We start from the raw sequence: 13,506 nt of genomic DNA, 5'->3' as shown, positions 1-13,506 counted from the left end.
GCCCGCCAGGAGCCATTCATGCCTGAGACCGATACCGCGTTCATACGCATCCACCCGGCCGACAACGTGGTGATCGCCCGCCGCCAGCTGGCCGGCGGCACGCCGTTGGCCGGCGAGAACATCGTCGTGCGCGGACTGGTGCCGCCCGGCCACAAGATCGCCACGCGTGCCATCGCCGCCGGCGAGCCGGTGCGGCGCTACAACCAGATCATCGGCGTGGCGCGCTGCGACATCGCCGCCGGCGCGCACGTGCACACGCAGAACCTGGAGTTCTCCGACTTCGAGCGCGACTACGCGGTGGGCGCCGACGCGCGGCCCACCGACTACGTGGACGCGCCGGCGCAGTTCGACGGCATCGTGCGCGCCGACGGCCGCGTCGCCACCCGCAACTACATCGGCATCCTCACCAGCGTGAACTGCTCGGCCACGGCGGCCCGCGCCATCGCCGACCATTTCCGCCGCGACATCCACCCCGAAGCGCTGGCCGCCTATCCCAACGTGGACGGCGTGGTGGCGCTGACGCATGGCGCGGGCTGCGCCACCGGCAGCGAAGGCGAGCCGCTGCGCCTGCTGCGCCGCACGCTGGGCGGCTACGCCAGGCATCCCAACTTCGCCGGCCTGCTGGTGCTGGGGCTGGGCTGCGAGACCAACCAGATCGGCGGCCTGATGGAGCAGGAAGGCCTGCGCGAAAGCGGGCTGCTGCACACCTTCAACATCCAGGAAACCGGCGGCACGCGCAAGACGGTGGCGCACGGCATCGAGCTGGTGCGCGCCATGCTGGCGCAGGCCGACCGCGTGCGCCGCCAGCCCGTGCCGGCCAGCCATCTCACCGTGGGCCTGCAGTGCGGCGGCTCCGACGGCTATTCCGGCATCAGCGCCAATCCCGCGCTGGGCGCGGCGGTGGACCTGCTGGTGCGCCACGGCGGCACCGCCATTCTGTCGGAGACGCCCGAGATCTACGGCGGCGAGCACCTGCTGACGCGGCGCGCGGCCACGCCCGAGGTCGCGGCCAAGCTGCTGGCGCGGCTGCGCTGGTGGGAGGACTACTGCGCCCGCAACGACGCCGAGATGGACAACAACCCCTCGGCCGGCAACAAGGCCGGCGGGCTCACCACCATCCTGGAGAAGTCCCTGGGCGCCATCGCCAAGAGCGGCACCACGCGCCTGGCCGACGTGTACGAATACGCCGAGACCGTGCGCGAGCGCGGGCTGGTGTTCATGGACACGCCGGGCTACGACCCGGTGTCGGCCACCGGCCAGGTCGCGGGCGGCGCCAACCTCATCTGTTTCACCACGGGCCGCGGCTCGGCCTACGGCTGTGCGCCCGCGCCCTCGCTGAAGCTGTCGACCAACACGGCGCTATGGCAGCGGCAGTCCGACGACATCGACATCAATTGCGGCGAAGTGGTCGACGGCGCGCAAAGCGTGGCCCAGATGGGCGAGCGCATCTTCGCCCTGATGCTGGAGACGGCGTCGGGACGGCGCACGCGCAGCGAGGAGCATGGCTACGGCCAGAACGAATTCGTTCCCTGGCAGCTGGGCGCGGTGATGTAGGCGCCCGGCCGCGGCCAGGGTTTTCCGGCATTCCACAGGACCATCCATGAAGATCACCCAAGCGCGCGTTATCGTCTGCAGCCCCGGCCGCAACTTCGTCACCCTCAAGATCGAAACCGACGAGGGTCTGCACGGCATCGGCGACGCCACGCTCAACGGCCGCGAGCTGGCCGTGGCCGCCTACCTGACCGAGCACGTCATTCCCTGCCTGATCGGCCGCGACCCGCATCAGATCGAGGACATCTGGCAATACCTGTATCGCGGCGCGTACTGGCGCCGCGGGCCGGTCACCATGGCGGCCATCGCCGCCGTGGACACGGCGCTGTGGGACATCAAGGCCAAGGCCGCCGGCATGCCGCTGTACCAGCTGCTGGGCGGCAAGAGCCGCACGGGCGTCCTGGTCTACGGCCACGCCAACGGCCGCGACATCGATGAAACCGTGGACGAGGTGCTGCGCTACCGCGAAATGGGCTACCGGGCGATCCGCGCGCAAAGCGGGGTGCCGGGCCTGAACGCGGTGTACGGCGTGGGCCGCGGCCGCATGTTCTACGAACCGGCCGACGCTTCGCTGCCGTCGGAGCACGACTGGTCCACCGAAAAATACCTGGACCATGCCCCGCGCCTGTTCCAGCGCGTGCGCGACGCCGTGGGCTGGGAGACCCACCTGCTGCATGACGTGCATCACCGGCTCACGCCGATCGAGGCCGGCCGGCTGGGCAAGGCGCTGGAGCCGTTCCGGCTGTTCTGGATGGAGGACGCCACTCCGGCCGAAAACCAGGAGGCGTTCCGCCTGATCCGCCAGCACACGGTCACGCCGCTGGCCGTGGGCGAGATCTTCAACACCGTCTGGGATTGCAAGGACCTGATCGAACACCAGCTGATCGACTACATCCGCGCCACCGTGGTCCATGCCGGCGGCATCACGCACCTGCGCCGCATCGCCGACCTGGCCGCGCTCTACCAGGTGCGTACCGGCTGCCACGGCGCCACCGACCTGTCGCCGGTGTGCATGGGCGCGGCCCTGCATTTCGACCTGTGGGTGCCGAACTTCGGCATCCAGGAATACATGCGGCACACCGACGAGACCGACGCGGTGTTCCCCCACGCCTACACCTTCGACCAGGGCATGCTGTATCCCGGCGACGCGCCGGGCCACGGCGTGGACATAGACGAAGACCTGGCCGCCCGCTATCCCTACCAGCGCGCCTACCTGCCGGTCAACCGGCAGGCGCATGACGGCACGCTCTGGCACTGGTGAGCCATGCGCGCGCGCCTGAACCCGCAATCCCTGCCGCGCCTGCCCGACGCGGTGGCGCGGCCCGCCTATGAGCGCGGCCGCGTCACGCCCGGCATCGTGCACCTGGGCATAGGCGCGTTCCACCGCGCCCACCAGGCGGCGGTGACGGACCTGGCCATGGCCGTAAGCGGGGACCTGAGCTGGGGCATCGTCGGCGTCTCGCTGCGCAGCCCCGACACGCGCGACGCGCTGGCGCCGCAGCACGGCCTGTACACACTGGCGCTGCGCGACGCCGGCGCCGACGGGCAGCCGCGCGAGCAGCTGCGGGTGATAGGTTCGCTGCTGGAAGTGCTGGTGGCCCCGGAAAACCCGGGCGCGGTGCTGGAGCGCATCGCCCATCCGCAGATCCGCATCGTCAGCCTGACCGTCACCGAAAAAGGCTACAGCCTGGAACCGGCCACCGGCCAGCTGCGCTGGGACGATCCCGACATCAGGCACGACCTCGCGCATCCGGCGCGTCCGCGCAGCGCCATAGGCATGCTGGCGCGCGGGCTGGCCCTGCGGCGCGAGCGCGGCCTGGGGCCGCTCACGCTGCTGTCCTGCGACAACCTGCACGCCAACGGCGACACGCTGCGCCGCCTGGTGCTGGCCTACGCGCTGCTGCAGGACGCCGGCCTGGCCGCCTGGATAGACGGCAACTGCACCTTCCCGAATTCCATGGTGGACCGCATCGTGCCGCGCACCCGCGAAGAGGATTGCGCGCGCGTGTCCGAGCGGCTGGGCGTGGACGACGCCTGGCCGGTGGTGGGCGAGTCCTACCTGAACTGGGTCATCGAGGACCGCTTCGCGGCCGGCCGGCCCGCGTGGGACGCCGCCGCCGGCGTCAGCTTCGTGCGCCGCGCCGCGCCGTACGAGCGCCTCAAGCTGCGCATGGTCAACGGCCCGCATTCCGCCTTTGCGTACCTGGGCGCGATGCTGGGCCTGCGCACCAACAGCGAGGCCGCCGCCACGCCGGCGCTGCGCGGCTACGTCGACGACATGCTGCGGCTGGAAGTCGCGCCCACGCTGCGCGGTGTGCCGCAAGCGACGCTGGACGAGTATCGCCAGCGCTTCCTGGCGCGCGTGGCCAATCCGGCGCTGCCGCATCTGACGCAGCAGATCGCCATGGACGGCTCGCAGAAAGTGCCGCAGCGCCTGCTCGCCGTCATACGCGACCGGCTGCGGCGCGGCGAGGATTTCAGCCGGCTGGCCCTGGCCGTGGCCGCCTGGCTGCATTACCTGCGCGGCCGCGACGAGCAAGGCCAGGCCTACGCCATCCAGGACCCGCTGGCCGGCGCCCTGGAAGAACTGCTGGCGCGCGCCGACGCGGCCGCCGCGTCGGCTTCTCCGGGCCGGGCGGCGCACCGGCGCGCCCTGGTGCTGGCCGGTTACAAGCCCGTGTTCGGGAACCTGGCCGGCCAGCCCGCCTTCGTCGACGCGCTGGCCGAGCACCTGGAACGGCTGCGCACGCTGGGCGTGCTGGGGACGCTGGCGGCACTGGAGCGGGACGCGGCGGAACAGCCCGCGCCCGCGGACTGAACCCGGCGGCGCGCCGCCACGACAGATGAGGAGCGCAGCATGGCAAGTTGGCAAACCGTGGACGCGGCGCAGTGGCGGCAATGGGGCGAAGCCTGCCTGCAAGCCCTGGAATTCAGCCAGGCCGATGCCCGCTGCGTGGCAGCGAGCCTGGCCCAGACCAGCCTGTGGGGCATCGATTCCCACGGCATCGCCCGGCTGCCGCACTACCTGAACCGCGTAGCCCACGGCTCCATCCTGGCGCGTCCGGACATCCGTATCGAACGCAGCGGACCGGCCACCGCGCAGGTGCACGGCGGGCGCGGCCACGGCATCGTGGTGGCGCATTGCGCCAACGCGGTGGCCATGGAACTGGCGCGCGAGGCCGGCGTGGGCGCCGTGGGCGTCAGCGATTCCTCGCACTGCGGCGCGATCGGCCTGTACACGCGCGCGGCCGCCGACGCGGGACTGATCGGCATCGCGTTCACGCATTCCGACGCGATCGCCGCGCCCTTCGGCGGGCGCCGGCCGTTCTTCGGCACCAACCCGCTATCCTTCGCCTTTCCGCGGCAGGGCGGGGCGCCGCTATGCCTGGACATGGCGACCACGGCCATCCCGTGGAACCGGGTCATGAACGCGCGGCGCGACGGCGCGGCGCTACCCGGGGGCGTGGCGCTGGACGCCGACGGCCGCGGCGAAACCGACGCCGCGCGCGTGCGGGCATTGGCCCCGCTGGGCGGCGAATACGGACACAAGGGCTACGGCCTGGCGATGATGGTCGAACTGCTGTGCGGGCCGCTCAACGGCAATCCCTACGGCCCGCACATCGGCCCCATGTACGAAGAACTGGGCCGCGCGCGCGAGCTGGGCGCCTTCTTCATCGTCATCGATCCCGCGCGGTTCGCCGGCGGGGCGGCGCTGGCCGCGGTGGCCGCGGCCATGGCGGCCGAACTGGCGGCGCAGCCGGGTTCGCCGCGCGCGCCGGGCGATCCGGAACTGGCCGCCCAGGCCGAACGCGAGGCCGGCGGCGTCCCGGTGCCGCCGGCGCTGAAGGCCGAGATGGCCGAATGGAGCGGCAGGCTGGGCCTGTTCCTGCCGCCGTTCAGGACGCGCCAGGAAGCGGTGTAGGCGGGATGTGCCCCCGCCGCGTTCAGCGGTCCAGGCCGAAGAACGTCATGGTGTTGCGCGCCAGGATCTTGCGCTGCACCTCGGGCGACAGCCCGGCGTGGGTCACCAGCCGGCCCACTTCCTGCTCACCCAGCGGGTACGGGTAGTCCGAGCCCAGCAGCACGCGGTCCTCGCCCATCACGTCGATCAGCAGGCGCAGCGCGGCCGGATCGAACACCGCGCTGTCGGTATAGAAGCGGTCGGTGTAGGAAGAGGGCAGCTGCGGGCAGTCCTGGCGGATGATGTCGCGGTGCCGCCAGGCGTTGTCCACCCGTCCCAGCAGATAGGCGAAGCTGCCGCCGCCATGCGCGAAGCACAGCTTCAGGCTGCGCGGAATGCGCTCGAACGCGCCCGACAGGATCAGTGACAGGATGCCGAGCTGGGTCTCGGCCGGCATGGACACCAGCCACGGCAGCATCCAGCGCTTCATGCGGCCGTCGGTCATCATGTCCCACGGATGCACCAGCACCGGTATGTCGTTCCCGGCGCAATGGATCAGGAACTGCACCAGCGTTTCGTCATCCAGGTCGCGCTCGCCGACGTGGTTGCCGATCTGCACGCCCAGGTGGCCGGCGGCGCGGGCGCGCGACGCCTCGCGGCAGGCCAGCTCCAGGTCCTGCAGCGGCACCTGCGCCAGCGCCTTCAGGCGCGCCGGCGCATGGGCGCAATGCTCCAGCGCGAGGTCGTTCATGCGCGCCGCCCAGTCGGCCGCGGCGCGCGCCGGATAGCTGTAGCCGAACATGATCGGGGTGGCGCACAGGATCTGCACGTCCACGCCGTGGCGGTCCATCTGCCGCAGGCGCAGCGCCGGGTCCCAGAGCGTGGCGTCCACCGGGCGGAACGGCCGGTCGCCGGCCATGATCTGGCCGGTGGAGCCGTCGCCTTCGGGCCGCAGCCAGGGCGCGTTGACGGGGTCTAGCGCTGCCGCTTCCTCCCGCGTGATCGGCGGGAAGAAGTGCGCGTGCATATCGATTTTCTGGATCATCTTCAGGGAGCTTGTCGGGGATGCTAGGCGGGGGCGGTCGCGGGCACGGGGTCCTTGCCCGGATGGATCGCGCCGCAGCTCGGACAGCGGCGCTTTTCCGGGCTGGAATAGAAGGCCTGGAACAGCGGCGGCAGGTCGGTGACGATGCTTTGCAACTGGACCTCGGCGCGGTGCACCAGGTGATGGCATTGCGGGCAATACCATTCGAAGCCGTCGAGCAGCCCGACCGGGCGCTGGCGTTCGATCACCAGGCAGACGCTGCCGGCTTCGGGGCGCTGCGGCGAGTGGCGCACGTGCGGGGGCATCAGGAAGACGTCGCCCTCCTTGAGGTCGACGCGCTCGGGCTTGCCGTCTATCCACAGCGACAGCCAGGCGTTGCCGCGCAACTGGTAGAAGAACTCTTCGAGCGGATCGTCGTGGTAGTCGGTGCGCACATTGGGGCCGCCGACCACGGTGACGATGAAATCCGCGTCCTGCCAGATCTGCTTGTTGCCCACCGGCGGCTTGAGCAGGTGGGCGTTGTCGTCGATCCAGCGCTGGAAATTGAAGGGGGGGCCGTAGGCCAGCATGGAGACCTCCAGGATTTGGGGGAACTGCGCTCTCCCCAGGAGTCTAGGCGGCTCGGGCAGGGACTGCACAATAGAAATTGTGCGGCCGGCCATACCGTCCATCTATCGCGGGATAACCCTGGGGGCGCTATCGCGCCGTTTCGCGCTGTGCCGCGCTGCGCTTCAGATACTCCACCAGGCGCTGGCAGGCCGGCGTCAGCGGCCGGTCGGCGCGCACCGAATAGCCCACGTCGCCGAACGCGCCGAAGGCGTCGGTGGGCAGGCGCGCCAGCAGGCCCATGGACAGGAATTGCGCCGCCGCGTCGTAGGGCATCAGCGCCAGCGCCTCGCTGTGCATGAGCACGCCGATATTGGTCAACAGCGATAGCGATTCCATGTGGCGCATGGGCAGGCGCAGGCCGGCGTCGAAGAAGATGCGCTCGATCGAGGCGCGCAAGGGCGAGGACGGCGCGGGCAGGATCCAGATGCAGTCGGTCAGGTCGGCCAGCGCCACCTGGCGCTCGCCGGCCAGCGGATGGCCGGCGCGGGCCACCAGGCACAGCTCCTCGCGGTACAGCTTGTGGTGGTCCACCGCCACCCCGGAAATCGAGGCCATGTCGGTGCCGGGCAGGCGGCCGACCACGATGTCCAGGTCGCCCGTGGCCAGGGCCGGCAGCAGCTGGGCGGTGGGGCCCTCGCGCACCGTGACCTGGATGCCGGGGTGTTCGCTCATCAGCCGGGCGATGGCCTCGGGCAGCAGCTTGGCCGAGGCGGCGATCAGCGTGCCCACCACCACGTGGCCGCTCGCGCCGCCCAGCACCGCGTCGATGTCGTCGGCCATGTAGCGGATCTCGGCCATCATGGCGTGCACGCGCCGGCCCAGCACCAGGGCCAGCTCGGTCGGCGCCACGCCCCGGTTGGAGCGGTCGAACAGCGTGGCGCCGAAAAAGGCCTCCAGGTCGTGGATGGCGCGGGTGACGGTGGGCTGGGTCAGGTGCAGTTCGCTGGCCGCGCGCGACAGCGAACGGCGCGCCAGCACGCGCTCGAAAATCTGCAGCTGGTGCAGCTTCAGCTTGTGGCTGAGCGCGTGCGGCGTGATGCGGAAGTTCGCCATGCCCTAGCGCGCCAGCGGCTTGTAGGCGACGGCCTTGATCTCGATCAGCAGCTGGGGGTGCGGCAACTGGTGCACCGCGACCGTGGTGCGGGCCGGGCCGTCGGCGTCGAAGAATTCGCCGTAGACCTGGTTGTAGCCGCCGAAATCGTTCATGTTCACGAGAAACGTGCTGATCTCGACCACGTCGGCCAGCGTGGCGCCGGCGGTGGCCAGGATGTCGCGGATGTTCTCGATGACCGCGCGCGTCTGCACCCGGATGTCCAGCGTCGCGGTGCCCATGGCGTCGACCTCGGCGCCCGCGATGCGGTTGTCGGGCAGGCGCGAGCTGGTGCCGGAGACGAACAGCAGGTCTCCGGCGCGCTTGATGTGCGGATACTTGCCGCGGGGCGTGGCCTTGCCGGCCACCACGGTGGCGCCGGTGGTTGCGGACTGGCCTGTCTGGGTAGGGTTCATCTTGGGCTCCTGGTGCGGGAAATCAGAGTTTGACGCAAACATTGGTCGGTTCGGTATAAAAATGCAGCGAATGGCGGCCGCCTTCGCGGCCGATGCCCGACAGGCCGCTGCCGCCGAAGGGCGTGCGCAGGTCGCGCAGGAACCAGCAATTGACCCAGGCCAGCCCGGCCTTCATGGCCTGCGCCACCCGGTGGCCGCGGCTGAGGTTCTGGGTCCACACGGCCGCCGCCAGGCCGTAGCGCGTGTCGTTGGCCAGCCGGATCGCTTCTTCCTCGGTGTCGAAGGGCGCCACGTGGCACACCGGCCCGAACACCTCCTCCTTGATGCAGCGCGCGTGCTCGGGCAGGCCGGTCCAGATGGTGGGCTGCACATAGGCCCCCTGGTCGCGCGCGTCGCCGAATTCCGGCACGCCGCCGCCGGCCACCACGGTCGCGCCTTCCTGGCGCGCCAGCTCGAAATAGGACAGCACCTTCTCGCGATGTTCGCGCGACACCAGCGGCCCCATTTCGGTGTCCGGCTCCAGCGGCCAGCCGATGCGCAGGCTGCGCGCGCGTTCGGCCAGCGCCTGCACGAAGCGTTCATAGATGGGGCGCTCGACGTACACGCGCTCGGTGCACAGGCAGACCTGCCCGCAATTGGCGAAGACCGAGAGCGTCACGCCGTCGACCGCGGCCTCGAAGTCCGCGTCCGCGAACACCAGCGCCGCGTTCTTGCCGCCCAGCTCGAACGACACCGGCTTCACCCCCGGCGCCACCGCCCGCATGATGGCCGCGCCCGTGGCCGACTCGCCGGTGAAGGTGATGCCGTCTATGTCCGGATGGGTGGTGATGAGCTCGCCCGCCGAGCCCGGCCCGAACCCGTGGACCAGGTTCAGCACGCCGGCCGGCAGCCCGGCCTCGCCCGCCACCTCTGCCAGCAGCGTGGCCGTCGAGGGGGTGACCTCGGAAGGCTTCATGATGACGGTATTGCCGAAGGCCAGCGCCGGCGCCACCTTCCAGGTCAGCAGCAGCAGCGGCAGGTTCCAGGGCGAGATCACGCCCACCACGCCCAGCGGCTTGCGGTAGGCGTAGTTCAGCGCCTGCCCGCCGTCCGGCGTATCGGTCATGTAGCTTTCCATGTCCAGCGTGCGCGCCAGTTCGGCGAAGGTCCGGAAATTGGCCGCGCCGCGCGGGATGTCGATTTTGCCGGCCCAGCCGACCGGCTTGCCGGTGTCGCCGATCTCGGCCTGCAGGAAGTCGTCGAAGCGCCGCTCGATGCCGTCGGCCAGCGCCAGCAGGTAGTCGGTGCGCTCGGCCACCGGCAGCGCGGCCCAGGCCGGCAGCGCCCGCTGCGCCGCCCGCAGGGCGCGCTCGACCTGATCGCGGCCGGCCTCGTGGACCTGGGCCACCCGGCGCCCGTCCACCGGGCTGTGCTTGTCGAAAGTCGATGCGCCATCCTCGAAACGGCCGTCGATGTAATTGCGTAGCTGGCGGATCGTCATGTCCCTGTCTCCGGTAGTCGCCAATGAATAATCGCCGATAAATAAATACGTATACGTACTATATTGGCGCATCATAGGCAGCCGCACGCGCCAAGTCAATGCAGGCCTACAATCGCCAGGCCGACTTCATGGAAGCCCGATGACCGCCAAAGCCAGACCTGCCCGCGCCAGCCAGGCCAAGCTGCGCGCCCTGGAGGAATTCGACCTGAGCCAGGTCGCCTCGCACCTGTTGCGCCGCGCCCACTTCCGGGCCGAGGCCCTGTTCGCCCAGGCCTTTCCCGACGAGGACCTGACGCCGCGCCAGAAGGCCCTGCTGATCACCGTCTACCAGAACCCGGGCGCCACCCAGAACCGCATCGCCGAGCTGATCGCGCTGGACCGCAATTCATTCGCCGAAATGATCGCGCGCATGACCCGCAAGGGCTACGTGCGGCGCACGCGCTCGGCCGCGGACGGCCGCGCCTATGCCTTGGAAATCACGGAAGAGGGCGTCGCGGTCCTGGCGCGCATCCTGCCCGGCGACGCCGAGGTGGAGGCGCAGGTGCTGGCCCCGATACCCGAGGACCTGCGGCCGGTGTTCCTGAAATGCCTGCGCCTGATGGCCGGGCTGGAGAAGGAAGCGGCCTGAGCCGCGCCGGGCTCAGGTATCGGATTCGGCGGGGGCGTCAGCCGCCTGCTCGCGTCCGAAGCGCAGGGCGAACTGGCGCGTGAACACGGCGCCGAAAAAGAAGATCTGCGCCGAATAGTAGATCCACAGCAGCAGCGCGATCAGCGAGCCGGCGGCGCCATAGGCCGACACCGCCGCGCCGCGGCTCAGGTACAGCCCGATGCCCCACTTGCCCACCAGGAACAGCGCCGCCGTCACGATGGCGCCGGGAATCACGTCCGGCCAGGAAATCCTGGCGCTGGGCAGCAGCTTGAAAATCACCGCGAACAGCGCCGCCACCACCGAAAACGAAAACAGGCTGGAAATCCACTCGGCCACCAGCGCGAACGACGAGGCCGTCCACAGTTCGCCGTAATAGCCGCGGGCCGCGCCCAGCGCCGCGTTCACCGTCAGCGAAATCAGCAGGAACAGCGCCAGCACCAGCACCAGCCCGAACGACAGCATGCGGCTGCGCACCATGCCGTGCAGCCCGCCCTTGTTGGCCGACACTTCCCACAGATCGTCCAGGCTGGCCTTCAGCTCCGCGAAGGCCGTGGTGGCGCTGAAAATCAGCACGAATATCGAAATCAGCGCCGCGATCCAGCCGCCGCCGGACTCGTGCGCGCTGGCCAGCACCGTCTGTATCACCTCGGCGCCGCGTTCGCCGGTCAGGTCGGTCAGCTGCGAAAACAGCTCCGAACGCACCGCCTCCTCGCCGAAAAAAGCGCCCGCCACCGCGATCACCAGGATCAGCATGGGCGCCAGCGAAAACACCATGTACAGCGCCAGCGCCGCGCCCTTGCTCGAGGCGCGGTGGGTGGACCATTGCTTGGCCGAATCGACCAGCAGTCCGTAGATCTCGGACGGGCGCAGGGCTCGCAGCAGGGTCTTCGTGAAACGCATGGGCAGGGCTCTTTCTGGGGAACCCTTATTGTAGGGACGCATGCGCGACGGGCAAACCGCCAGACTGTTGGCAAACGTGTCCGCGCCAGGGGGGGCGCGCAAAAAAGAAAAACCCCCGGGGCGAAGGACCGGGGGTTTTTCGGGGTACTGCAATCCCCGGCCGAAGCCGGGGAGGCCGGATGGCGGGACTTAGAAGTCCATGCCGCCCATGCCGCCCATGCCGCCGGGCATGGCCGGAGCAGCGGGCTTGTCTTCGGCCAGTTCGACCACGGCGGCTTCGGCCGTCAGCAGCAGGCTGGCGACGGAGGCGGCGTTCTGCAGGGCGGTGCGGGTCACCTTGGTGGGATCCAGCACGCCTTGCTCGACCAGGTCGGTGTACTCGCCGGTCGCGGCGTTGTAGCCGTAGTTGCCCTTGCCGTTGAGCACGGTGTTGACCACCACGCTGGCTTCTTCGCCGGCGTTGGTGACGATCGTGCGCAGCGGCTCTTCGACGGCGCGCAGGATCAGCTTGATGCCGGCGTTCTGGTCAGCGGTGTCGCCCTTCAGGTCGGCGATGGCCTGCTTGGCGCGCAGCAGCGCAACGCCGCCGCCAGCCACCACGCCTTCTTCCACTGCAGCGCGGGTGGCGTGCAGGGCGTCTTCGACGCGGGCCTTCTTTTCCTTCATTTCGACTTCGGTGGCAGCGCCAACGCGAATCACGGCAACGCCGCCGGCCAGCTTGGCCACGCGTTCCTGCAGCTTTTCACGGTCGTAGTCGGACGTGGCTTCTTCGATCTGGACGCGGATCTGCTTGACGCGAGCTTCGATCGACTTGCTGTCGCCAGCGCCGTCGATGATGGTCGTGTTTTCCTTGCCCACTTCGATGCGCTTGGCCTGGCCCAGCTCGGCCAGCGTGGCCTTTTCCAGCGACATGCCGGTTTCTTCGGAGATCACCGTGCCGCCCGTCAGGATGGCGATGTCTTCCAGCATGGCCTTGCGGCGGTCGCCGAAGCCCGGCGCCTTGACGGCGGTGGTCTTCAGGATGCCACGGATGTTGTTCACGACCAGGGTGGCCAGGGCTTCGCCTTCGACGTCTTCGGCGATGATCAGCAGCGGACGGCTCGACTTGGCGACTTGTTCCAGCACCGGCAGCAGGTCACGGATGTTGCTGATCTTCTTGTCGAAAATCAGAACGAACGGATCTTCCAGAGCGGCGACTTGCTTGTCCGGGTTGTTGATGAAGTAGGGCGACAGGTAGCCGCGGTCGAATTGCATGCCTTCGACGACGTCCAGCTCGTTTTCCAGCGACTTGCCGTCTTCGACGGTGATGACGCCTTCCTTGCCGACCTTGTCCATCGCGTCAGCGATGATCTGGCCGATGGAGGTGTCGCTGTTGGCCGAGATCGAGCCGACCTGGGCGATTTCCTTGCTGGTCGTGACCGGCTTGGATTGCTTCTTCAGCTCGGCGACGGCGGCGGCGACGGCCTTGTCGATGCCGCGCTTCAGGTCGATCGGGTTGAAACCGGCGGCAACGTACTTCAGGCCTTCCTGAACGATGGCCTGGGCCAGCACGGTGGCGGTGGTGGTGCCGTCACCGGCGTTGTCGGAGGTCTTCGAGGCGACGTCCTTGACCAGCTGGGCGCCGATGTTCTCGAACTTGTCCTTCAGTTCGATTTCCTTGGCCACGGACACGCCGTCCTTGGTCACCGTCGGGGCGCCGAACGAGCGCTCCAGCACGACGTTGCGACCCTTGGGGCCCAGGGTGGTTTTAACAGCGTTGGCGAGAACATTCACGCCGCGGACGATGCGCACGCGGGCGTCGTCACCGAACAATACTTGCTTGGCAGCCATTTCTTAGCTTCCTTCGAAAATTCGTTTGAGGCAGG

At 69.4% G+C, this 13,506-nt stretch carries 12 protein-coding genes; 5 read left to right on the top strand and 7 right to left on the bottom strand.

The window, feature by feature from the left end:
* Positions 1-18 precede the first annotated feature (18 nt).
* From A6B37_RS11550 to A6B37_RS11535, 4 genes are read left to right on the top strand one after another with little or no spacing between them, the layout of a single operon-like run.
* Positions 19-1,554 carry an altronate dehydratase family protein gene (locus A6B37_RS11550; RefSeq protein ID WP_102773946.1) on the top strand — a complete coding sequence of 512 codons (1,536 nt, stop codon included), beginning with the start codon at positions 19-21 and terminating at the stop codon, positions 1,552-1,554.
* Positions 1,555-1,600: 46 nt separating this feature from the next.
* Complete coding sequence (gene manD, locus A6B37_RS11545; protein WP_111825819.1) at positions 1,601-2,812, top strand: D-mannonate dehydratase ManD; 1,212 nt, start codon at positions 1,601-1,603, stop codon at positions 2,810-2,812.
* A 3-nt stretch (positions 2,813-2,815) separates the two neighbouring features.
* The gene (locus tag A6B37_RS11540) at positions 2,816-4,369 is read left to right on the top strand and encodes a mannitol dehydrogenase family protein (RefSeq protein ID WP_111825818.1); all 1,554 of its coding nucleotides are present in this window, start codon (positions 2,816-2,818) and stop codon (positions 4,367-4,369) included.
* A 39-nt stretch (positions 4,370-4,408) separates the two neighbouring features.
* Positions 4,409-5,473 carry an Ldh family oxidoreductase gene (locus A6B37_RS11535; RefSeq protein ID WP_111825817.1) on the top strand — a complete coding sequence of 355 codons (1,065 nt, stop codon included), beginning with the start codon at positions 4,409-4,411 and terminating at the stop codon, positions 5,471-5,473.
* Positions 5,474-5,495: 22 nt separating this feature from the next.
* Here the strand turns inward: A6B37_RS11535 and A6B37_RS11530 are convergent, their stop codons facing one another.
* The 5 genes from A6B37_RS11530 to A6B37_RS11510 form a co-directional block, all read right to left on the bottom strand.
* Complete coding sequence (locus tag A6B37_RS11530; RefSeq protein WP_111825816.1) at positions 5,496-6,497, bottom strand: amidohydrolase family protein; 1,002 nt, start codon at positions 6,495-6,497, stop codon at positions 5,496-5,498.
* 23 nt (positions 6,498-6,520) lie between these two features.
* Positions 6,521-7,066, bottom strand: coding sequence for a 3-hydroxyanthranilate 3,4-dioxygenase (locus tag A6B37_RS11525; RefSeq protein ID WP_102773941.1), 546 nt, complete (start codon positions 7,064-7,066; stop codon positions 6,521-6,523).
* A 127-nt stretch (positions 7,067-7,193) separates the two neighbouring features.
* A complete protein-coding gene (locus A6B37_RS11520) occupies positions 7,194-8,159 on the bottom strand; it encodes a LysR substrate-binding domain-containing protein (protein ID WP_111825815.1) in 966 nt (321 codons plus the stop codon).
* Between the two features lie 3 nt (positions 8,160-8,162).
* Complete coding sequence (locus A6B37_RS11515) at positions 8,163-8,612, bottom strand: RidA family protein (RefSeq protein ID WP_102773939.1); 450 nt, start codon at positions 8,610-8,612, stop codon at positions 8,163-8,165.
* A 22-nt stretch (positions 8,613-8,634) separates the two neighbouring features.
* Positions 8,635-10,092 (bottom strand): 2-hydroxymuconic semialdehyde dehydrogenase, encoded by a 1,458-nt coding sequence (locus tag A6B37_RS11510; RefSeq protein ID WP_111825814.1) that lies wholly within the window; start codon positions 10,090-10,092, stop codon positions 8,635-8,637.
* A gap of 139 nt (positions 10,093-10,231) precedes the next feature.
* Between A6B37_RS11510 and A6B37_RS11505 the strand changes: the two genes are divergently transcribed.
* A complete protein-coding gene (locus A6B37_RS11505) occupies positions 10,232-10,720 on the top strand; it encodes a MarR family transcriptional regulator (RefSeq protein ID WP_111825813.1) in 489 nt (162 codons plus the stop codon).
* 12 nt (positions 10,721-10,732) lie between these two features.
* On the opposite strand, the gene A6B37_RS11500 is transcribed toward A6B37_RS11505, so the two are convergent.
* The gene (locus A6B37_RS11500; protein WP_111825812.1) at positions 10,733-11,641 is read right to left on the bottom strand and encodes a YihY/virulence factor BrkB family protein; all 909 of its coding nucleotides are present in this window, start codon (positions 11,639-11,641) and stop codon (positions 10,733-10,735) included.
* A gap of 189 nt (positions 11,642-11,830) precedes the next feature.
* Positions 11,831-13,471 carry a chaperonin GroEL gene (groL, locus tag A6B37_RS11495; RefSeq protein WP_102773935.1) on the bottom strand — a complete coding sequence of 547 codons (1,641 nt, stop codon included), beginning with the start codon at positions 13,469-13,471 and terminating at the stop codon, positions 11,831-11,833.
* Positions 13,472-13,506: the final 35 nt, after the last annotated feature.

This window comes from Achromobacter sp. HZ01, from assembly GCF_003267925.1.
GTDB classification, from domain to species: Bacteria; Pseudomonadota; Gammaproteobacteria; order Burkholderiales; family Burkholderiaceae_B; genus Achromobacter; species Achromobacter pulmonis_A.
Note: the sequence above shows the minus strand (reverse complement) of the source record. Positions and strands in the feature narration are given on the sequence as shown.

What these genes read in the sequence shown, in the direction of transcription:
- A6B37_RS11550 (WP_102773946.1), top strand. Translation starts at nt 19, where the DNA reads ATGCCTGAGACCGATACCGCGTTCATACGCATCCACCCGGCCGACAAC.
- manD (WP_111825819.1), top strand. Translation starts at nt 1,601, where the DNA reads ATGAAGATCACCCAAGCGCGCGTTATCGTCTGCAGCCCCGGCCGCAAC.
- A6B37_RS11540 (WP_111825818.1), top strand. Translation starts at nt 2,816, where the DNA reads ATGCGCGCGCGCCTGAACCCGCAATCCCTGCCGCGCCTGCCCGACGCG.
- A6B37_RS11535 (WP_111825817.1), top strand. Translation starts at nt 4,409, where the DNA reads ATGGCAAGTTGGCAAACCGTGGACGCGGCGCAGTGGCGGCAATGGGGC.
- A6B37_RS11530 (WP_111825816.1), bottom strand. Translation starts at nt 6,497, where the DNA reads ATGATCCAGAAAATCGATATGCACGCGCACTTCTTCCCGCCGATCACG.
- A6B37_RS11525 (WP_102773941.1), bottom strand. Translation starts at nt 7,066, where the DNA reads ATGCTGGCCTACGGCCCCCCCTTCAATTTCCAGCGCTGGATCGACGAC.
- A6B37_RS11520 (WP_111825815.1), bottom strand. Translation starts at nt 8,159, where the DNA reads ATGGCGAACTTCCGCATCACGCCGCACGCGCTCAGCCACAAGCTGAAG.
- A6B37_RS11515 (WP_102773939.1), bottom strand. Translation starts at nt 8,612, where the DNA reads ATGAACCCTACCCAGACAGGCCAGTCCGCAACCACCGGCGCCACCGTG.
- A6B37_RS11510 (WP_111825814.1), bottom strand. Translation starts at nt 10,092, where the DNA reads ATGACGATCCGCCAGCTACGCAATTACATCGACGGCCGTTTCGAGGAT.
- A6B37_RS11505 (WP_111825813.1), top strand. Translation starts at nt 10,232, where the DNA reads ATGACCGCCAAAGCCAGACCTGCCCGCGCCAGCCAGGCCAAGCTGCGC.
- A6B37_RS11500 (WP_111825812.1), bottom strand. Translation starts at nt 11,641, where the DNA reads ATGCGTTTCACGAAGACCCTGCTGCGAGCCCTGCGCCCGTCCGAGATC.
- groL (WP_102773935.1), bottom strand. Translation starts at nt 13,471, where the DNA reads ATGGCTGCCAAGCAAGTATTGTTCGGTGACGACGCCCGCGTGCGCATC.